The organism is Dolichospermum circinale AWQC131C, from assembly GCF_000426905.1.
In the GTDB taxonomy this organism is placed as follows: domain Bacteria; phylum Cyanobacteriota; class Cyanobacteriia; order Cyanobacteriales; family Nostocaceae; genus Dolichospermum; species Dolichospermum circinale.
Map to the genome: position 1 here is coordinate 2870 of NZ_KE384593.1, position 6953 is coordinate 9822.

8 protein-coding genes and 1 tRNA gene are annotated in these 6953 nt (G+C 37.3%); 4 read left to right on the plus strand and 5 right to left on the minus strand.

Going from position 1 to position 6953, the window contains the following annotated elements:
* The 3 genes from ACIR131C_RS21830 to ACIR131C_RS0103685 form a co-directional block, all read right to left on the minus strand.
* The coding region (locus tag ACIR131C_RS21830; RefSeq protein WP_196811720.1) for a barstar family protein at positions 1-204 on the minus strand (204 nt) is incomplete at its 3' end.
* A gap of 171 nt (positions 205-375) precedes the next feature.
* On the minus strand, positions 376-1605 hold the full coding sequence (locus ACIR131C_RS24275) for a GUN4 domain-containing protein (protein WP_081677155.1): 1230 nt from the start codon (positions 1603-1605) through the stop codon (positions 376-378).
* A gap of 126 nt (positions 1606-1731) precedes the next feature.
* Positions 1732-2157, minus strand: a complete 426-nt coding sequence (locus ACIR131C_RS0103685) for a MerR family transcriptional regulator (RefSeq protein WP_028089109.1) — start codon at positions 2155-2157, stop codon at positions 1732-1734.
* 37 nt (positions 2158-2194) lie between these two features.
* On the opposite strand from ACIR131C_RS0103685, the gene cas12k reads away from it, so the two are divergent.
* A complete protein-coding gene (gene cas12k / locus ACIR131C_RS0103690; RefSeq protein ID WP_028089110.1) occupies positions 2195-2791 on the plus strand; it encodes a type V CRISPR-associated protein Cas12k in 597 nt (198 codons plus the stop codon).
* 50 nt (positions 2792-2841) lie between these two features.
* Here cas12k and ACIR131C_RS0103695 read toward each other — a convergent pair.
* Positions 2842-2913, minus strand: a tRNA-Thr gene (locus tag ACIR131C_RS0103695).
* A 239-nt stretch (positions 2914-3152) separates the two neighbouring features.
* Between ACIR131C_RS0103695 and argF the strand changes: the two genes are divergently transcribed.
* The 3 genes from argF to ACIR131C_RS0103710 all read left to right on the plus strand — a co-directional run bounded on the left by argF (position 3153) and on the right by ACIR131C_RS0103710 (position 6453).
* Positions 3153-4073, plus strand: a complete 921-nt coding sequence (argF, locus tag ACIR131C_RS0103700) for an ornithine carbamoyltransferase (protein ID WP_028089111.1) — start codon at positions 3153-3155, stop codon at positions 4071-4073.
* A 187-nt stretch (positions 4074-4260) separates the two neighbouring features.
* Positions 4261-4866 carry a transcriptional repressor LexA gene (gene lexA, locus ACIR131C_RS0103705; protein ID WP_028089112.1) on the plus strand — a complete coding sequence of 202 codons (606 nt, stop codon included), beginning with the start codon at positions 4261-4263 and terminating at the stop codon, positions 4864-4866.
* 105 nt (positions 4867-4971) lie between these two features.
* The gene (locus ACIR131C_RS0103710) at positions 4972-6453 is read left to right on the plus strand and encodes a DNA phosphorothioation system restriction enzyme (RefSeq protein ID WP_028089113.1); all 1482 of its coding nucleotides are present in this window, start codon (positions 4972-4974) and stop codon (positions 6451-6453) included.
* Positions 6454-6538: 85 nt separating this feature from the next.
* On the opposite strand, the gene ACIR131C_RS21840 is transcribed toward ACIR131C_RS0103710, so the two are convergent.
* Entirely contained in the window at positions 6539-6889 is a 351-nt protein-coding gene (locus tag ACIR131C_RS21840; RefSeq protein ID WP_231395383.1) for a hypothetical protein, read from the minus strand.
* Between the last annotated feature and the right edge of the window lie 64 nt (positions 6890-6953).

Below are 6953 nucleotides of genomic sequence, written 5' to 3' on the forward strand. Positions count from 1 at the left end.
TGCTTGAGCAAAGATATCAGCATGATCATATAATATAACATATCTTTGAGCCGGACACCATGTTAAATCGGTGATACATTCATCAAAAGCATCCCAGTTAGCGCCGAAGTATGTAGGAAATTCCATTGCTTCAGCAGCTTGTTTTAAAAATGTTTGTTTGTTATTAATTTTTTTACGATTAAGATAAAAAACTTTATGATTCATAGATTTATGGTGAGGAAATAGGTTAGCAAAATTGTCTGAATCAGGATGTCCAGGATTAAAGGATTTACAGGATAATAAAATAGATAGATTTTTTTTAATAAAACCCTGTAAATTTTCCAATCCTGTATATTCTTATTAATAAATATAATTCATAAGTGTGTCTAACCCACTCTACTCTCTATTATCTATATTACAATCTATAAGCCTCGACATAAGAGCAATCACACGCGACCCGCTTTTACGTCCACCTCCGCCAGTCAAATCTCCCCCCCATATCATTCTATTCCACGTATCATTAGGGAAGTGGGCTTCGGGTGCTGTATTGTCAAAAGTCATATCATCATATCTTAACCATGTGTCGCCTTCACTCCATCCTAGATATTTCCTCCATCCTATATGATCTGCAAAAGCACCCCAAATTTTCTTGTTGTACTCTTTAGTTCCACCCAAATTTTGATAAATACGCTTTTGTACTGAAAACCCAAACTTTCCATTACTGAATTTTACCCAAAGTTGATCAATAGTACGAAGGTCTATACAGGAAAAATTCTCAATGTTTTCTTCATTTAACCCAAACTCATTTTCAAGTTTTGTTACAGATAACATTACTCTTTGTGTTTCCTGATCTGCTTCTTTCCACTTTCCAGCACTGAGTAGCACAATCAGTTCCGTATAATCTATAACTGGTGATTTTAATACTTTCTCCACACTTGTGGGAAGAGGTGAGGGTTGTGGTTTCTCTCTATCCAAAACCCTTTCTCCAGTCATCACTAACGCAAATCCAAAACCTGTTAACCCTAAAATTTGCAGAAAACGACGACGGGAAGAATTGGGTAAATTTGTAGAATGTGTAGTTTGCGAAATCTGAGAGGGTGTTTGCTTAACAGGAGATGAAGTAGTGGTATTAGTATATAGTCCCGATGGTTGGGTTATTACAGGTTGATTTTGAGGTTTATAAACTGCTGGTTGCGTAACTTGAGATTGAGTTTGCTTAACTGCGGCTGAATTATTTATATTAGTCTTCCCCGTAATTAGGTGAATTTGTAATTCAATAGCAAATGTTTTACGGATATCATCAACAATTTGCAATGCTTCATCTTCTCTTATTACTTGGACATTAACAGCTAATGGATCTCTATCTTTTTGTTGTATTTTATTATACATTCTTTGACCTGGATTTCTCCAGGAGAATGTCACGTAATCATTAATATTTGCATTTCCATTATGAGCAAAAAATCGCTTAACTACTGTACCATCTGATAAAGGAAGACCTGCAACTAAGGGGTCAATTATAAGTTGTCCTCCAGCTTTTTTATCTGATACATAGCCAGGAAGTTTGTCGGGTAAAAGCGCAATAATCCACATACTATTTTGAAACGAAGTGTCAGGTGTGTGTTCCATTTAGTTGCCCTTTAGTTGAAAATGTCAGTTAGTTTTTATATGTAGTTGTTTGAACTATAGTTATGGGATAACCCAATAATTAGTGTAAGTTTAAAGCACAGTTGTTTCTAAATTAGAAACAGAGTCTTAATTGTTTCCCGGCTTCATTACCAAATTTTGATAAATCACATCCAACCACACAGAAATTACAGCTTTACCTTGATCAAGGTGTGCGATCGCTCTTTCCCTATCAAATTCTACCAAAGAAAGTGAATCATCCCGTGATAACAACATAAACCGCCTCCCCTGACCCGAAACAAACAACTCTGGTTCTTGTTCCTTGAGTTGTTTCAGAATAAAACAAGCAATATCAAAACTTATCCCCGTAGACAACCAATATACCATAGCTGCCAACTCCACTAAATTAGACCTTGAATAATAAATACTGCGTCCCGTACCTGTATCACTAATTATAGGTACAACAATCCCCTTCTCTCGCCAATACTGAATCTGGCGAAGGGTACAACCTGTCAATTGAGCCGCTTCCTTACTTGTGAAAAAAGTTTCTTGCATAAAAAACCATTTTACAGAAAGAAACTATAATACAGATATGTTAGTATTAGACAAATATGTTTATTCTATGAGCCAAATCACTATTCAGTGTCGTCTACTAGCCAGTGAGTTTACCCGTCAACAGTTATGGCAATTGATGGCAGAGAAAAACACGCCACTGGTTAACGAACTACTGATGCAAATGGGTAAACATCCAGAAATTGAAACCTGGCGACAAAAAGGTAAACATCCCACAGATATTGTTAAAGAACTGTGTGAATTGCTGAAAACTGATCCGCGCTTTATGTGGCAACCTGTAAGTTTTTACACCAGTGCCACAGCATTAGTAAATTATATTTATAAATCCTGGTTTGCTCTGATGAAGGGTTATCAATCCCAATTAGATGGTAAATTACGCTGGTTAGAAATGCTCAATAGTGATGCTGAATTAGTAGAATACAGTGGCGTTTCATTAGATACTCTTCGTAATAAATATACTGAAATTTTGGCTCAATTTGCATCACAAGAAACCAACGGAAATACACCCACTAAGGGTAAAAAGTCCAAAAAGGGGAAAAAATCTAAAAATATAGGTCGGTTTAATTTGGACGGAGCTTATGATAGTAAACAAACTATTGACCGTGAGGGACAATAATTTGTCAACGCGGTCAAATAATTTGGCAAGTGACATTTACAAATGAACAAGGCCAGCAGCTGGATTTGAACCTGCGACCTTCCGATTACAAGTCGGATGCACTACCACTGTGCTATGCTGGCGGTTGGTGTTGGCGGGAAGATTTTTTTATTCCCTCACCGATTACACATTATAGCCTCATGTAAATGATTTGTCTAGAGGGTAAACAAAATATTTTTCTGTTTGTCAAAAATAGTCAAAACTAGCGGCCATGTTGTAGATTCATGCAAAAATATTTGGTAAAGTACAATTTTGTATTCCTCATAACACAGCTAAGTGAAGGCGTGTAAAACCATTTGTTCTTTATAATATATAATCAGGCATGGCAGCATTAATAGGCAGAGATTTATTAAGTTTAGCGGATCTAAGTTCTGGGGAACTACAAGAACTGCTAGAATTAGCTACTCAACTCAAGTCAGAAAAACTCAAACTGCATTGTCAAAAGGTATTGGGGTTATTATTCTCCAAAGCTTCAACACGCACTAGAGTTAGTTTTACAGTAGCCATGTACCAATTAGGGGGACAGGTAATTGATCTTCACCCTAATGTAACTCAGGTGAGTCGAGGAGAACCTATCCAGGATACTGCTAGGGTATTAGATCGTTATTTGGATGTTTTAGCAGTTCGCACTTTTGCCCAACAGGAGTTGGAAACTTTTGCTAAATATGCGGACATTCCTGTCATCAATGCCTTGACAGATTTAGAACATCCTTGTCAAATTCTAGCTGATTTGTTGACAATTCAGGAAAAATTTGGGAGTTTAGCTGGTTTAACCTTAACTTATGTTGGTGATGGTAATAATGTCGCTAATTCCCTGATGTTGGGTTGTGCTTTAGTGGGAATGAATGTCAGAATAGCTTTTCCGTCAGGATATTCTCCAGATGCGGAAATTGTGGAAAAATCCAGAGCGATCGCTAATAATAAAACTGAGGTTCTGCTGACTCATGATCCTGAAGCAGCGGCTAAAGGTGCATCTGTGCTGTATACTGATGTTTGGGCAAGTATGGGACAAGAAACACAGGCCAATAATCGGTTTCCTGTTTTTCAACCCTATCAAATTTCCAAACAGTTATTAAGTCTTGCTGATCCAGAAGCAATTGTTTTACACTGTTTACCGGCACATCGTGGTGAGGAAATTACTGAAGAGGTAATTGAAGGTTCACAGTCACGAGTTTGGGATCAAGCAGAAAATCGCCTACACGCTCAAAAAGCTTTACTAGCCAGTATTCTTGGGGCAAAATAACAGTAATGGTAATGGGTAATGGGTAATGGGTAATTGGTGAAATTCTTATCTGCTTACTCTTGCCTATTGCCTATTCCCCCTTGCCTATTATTTACCATAAATTTTCAATAAAAGCTTGTGAAGAGAAGAATTTTGTAGTACCAATGTTCTATGGGCATTTATTTATTATTCACTTCCCGAAAAAATTATGGAACGTCTCACAGAACCGCAAAAAGAACTATACGAATGGTTGGTAGAATATATTAAATTAAATCAACATTCTCCCTCCATTCGCCAAATGATGCAAGGGATGAATTTGAAATCTCCCGCACCAGTGCAAAGTCGTTTGGAACATTTACGCAATAAGGGCTATATTGGCTGGGACGAAGGTAGAGCCAGAACTCTGCGTATACTTAATCCTCTGAAACAAGGTGTACCAATTTTAGGAACTATTGCCGCAGGTGGCTTGATAGAACCCTTCACAGACGCGGTAGAAATTATGGATTTAGCTAATTTATCATTACCTCCTAAAAGCTATGCTTTACGGGTCTCTGGGGATAGTATGATTGAAGATTTGATTGCAGATGGTGATGTAGTATTTTTGCGCCCGGTGGCTGAACCGAATCAATTAAAAAATGGGACTATTGTGGCTGCAAGGGTGGAAGGACACGGAACAACCTTAAAACGTTTTTATCGTCATGATGATCTTGTCACTCTCAAACCGGCAAATCCTGATTACAATCCCATAGAAGTTCCCGCAGTGCAAGTGGAGGTACAAGGTTCTTTGGTGGGTATTTGGCGCAATTATAACTAAAGGATGTCAGTAGTCAGTAGTCAGTGGTCAGTGGCAAATAAAAATAAGTGACTACTGATGATCACCAATTACCCATTACCAATTACCAATTAATTATTCCAGTTTATGTACTTAACGCGAAATCCAGCCCCGAAACTGCCTACTTTTAAACTCAAGTTACCTTATGCGGGGGAGAAAAAAGGCAGTTATCAAGTTAAGCAACCATTACCGGGCTTTCCGAAAATGCCTTTATCTCTGCAATTGCGGGAGTATCAACGTCAAGCTGTGACTAGCTGGTTTGCTAATCATGGCAGGGGAACATTAAAAATGGCTACTGGTAGTGGTAAGACTATTACTGCATTAGCGATCGCTTATGAATTATATCAGCAAATTGATTTACAAGTTTTGTTAGTGGTGTGTCCCTATCGTCATCTTGTTACCCAGTGGGGCAGAGAATGTGAGAAATTTAACTTACAGCCAATTTTAGCATTCGATAATTTACGCAGTTGGCAAAGTCAACTTTCCACAGCAATCTATAATTTGTCTTCTGGTTCTCAAAATTTTCTCACAGTAATTACCACTAATTCCACTTTAATTAGTGATGGTTTTCAGACACAACTTAAATATTTTCCACCAAAAACATTGATTATTGGTGATGAAGCCCATAATTTAGGATCACCGAAATTAGAGGAAAGTTTACCACGCAATGTGGGTTTACGTCTAGCTTTATCAGCCACACCAGAAAGATATTTTGATGATGACGGAACACAATCTTTATTAGATTATTTTGGTCCAGTTTTGCAACCGGAATTTAATTTACAAGATGCCATTGCTCAAGGTGCATTAGTTCATTATATATATAATCCAGTGTTAGTAGAATTAACGGAATTTGAAAGTATATCTTATTTAAAATTAACCAAAAAAATCGGCCGTTCTCTACTGTATAAAGATCGAGATACGGGGGAGACAGGAGATTTTGAAGAAAACGAAGATATTAAATCATTATTAATACAAAGAGCGCGGTTAGTTGGCACAGCGGAAAATAAATTAACAGCTTTACAAGAGTTAATGAAAAATCGCAGAGGAACTACCCATACACTGTTTTATTGTAGTGATGGTTCTCAAGAAATTGGACACCGTTATTCCTTGCGTCAACTCAAAGCAGTTGCTCAAATTTTGGGGGGAGAATTAGGTTATAAAGTCAGTACCTATACAGCAAACACCTCATTAAAAGAAAGGGAAATTTTACGTCGTCAATTTGAAAGTGGAGAATTACAGGGTTTAGTCGCAATTCGCTGTTTAGATGAAGGTGTGGATATTCCCGCAATTAAAACCGCAGTAATTTTATCAAGTTCAGGAAATCCTCGTCAATTTATCCAACGTCGGGGACGGGTTTTACGTCCTCACCCTGGCAAGGAACGGGCAACGATTTTTGATATGATTGTGTTACCACCAGATTTGGATAGAGAAACTATTGAAGTGGAACGGAATTTATTAAAGAGGGAATTAAAGAGGTTTGTGGAATTTGCTGATTTAGCGGATAATGCTGGGGAAGCGAGGATGAAGTTATTGGCTTTGCAAAAACGATATGGGTTATTGGATATTTAATTTTGTGGAAATTTATCAATAGTTATTGACTTTGTCTCTTTTTATTTCAATTGCTGCTGGTAATTCGTAAGGATTCATAGTTTCATTATGCAGTAACTAAAGATTGATCTTCTTCCCAAGAAAATAAAGGTTCAAGTTCACCTGATTCAGCAAAAGTGATTGCAGCTATTAAACATTGGGGTAAATTAACATAAACTTTCTCAGAATAATTTCCCGCTTGTCCACCAACAATTAATTTATGCTGATTAGGAGAATTTACATTATTGTTATTTGTATTTATTAATGCTTGATAAAAAATAGATAAATTATTATTTTTAGCAGCAACATCTGATTTAGCTATTTCATAATCAACCGGACACAAGAGAGAATAAAACACCTCATTATCTAAGGTTGCAGTCACAATATATTTACCAGCATTACCTCCACCAATCATCATATACAGGGGTTTCCGCTCTTATGAGGTACATCTTAAGCCCCCTCCTCGCACCCCCCTCAATCCC

What these genes read in the sequence shown, in the direction of transcription:
- cas12k (WP_028089110.1), top strand. Translation starts at nt 2,195, where the DNA reads ATGTTAGTATTAGACAAATATGTTTATTCTATGAGCCAAATCACTATT.
- ACIR131C_RS21840 (WP_231395383.1), bottom strand. Translation starts at nt 6,889, where the DNA reads ATGATGATTGGTGGAGGTAATGCTGGTAAATATATTGTGACTGCAACC.
- ACIR131C_RS0103685 (WP_028089109.1), bottom strand. Translation starts at nt 2,157, where the DNA reads ATGCAAGAAACTTTTTTCACAAGTAAGGAAGCGGCTCAATTGACAGGT.
- argF (WP_028089111.1), top strand. Translation starts at nt 3,153, where the DNA reads ATGGCAGCATTAATAGGCAGAGATTTATTAAGTTTAGCGGATCTAAGT.
- ACIR131C_RS24275 (WP_081677155.1), bottom strand. Translation starts at nt 1,605, where the DNA reads ATGGAACACACACCTGACACTTCGTTTCAAAATAGTATGTGGATTATT.
- ACIR131C_RS0103710 (WP_028089113.1), top strand. Translation starts at nt 4,972, where the DNA reads ATGTACTTAACGCGAAATCCAGCCCCGAAACTGCCTACTTTTAAACTC.
- lexA (WP_028089112.1), top strand. Translation starts at nt 4,261, where the DNA reads ATGGAACGTCTCACAGAACCGCAAAAAGAACTATACGAATGGTTGGTA.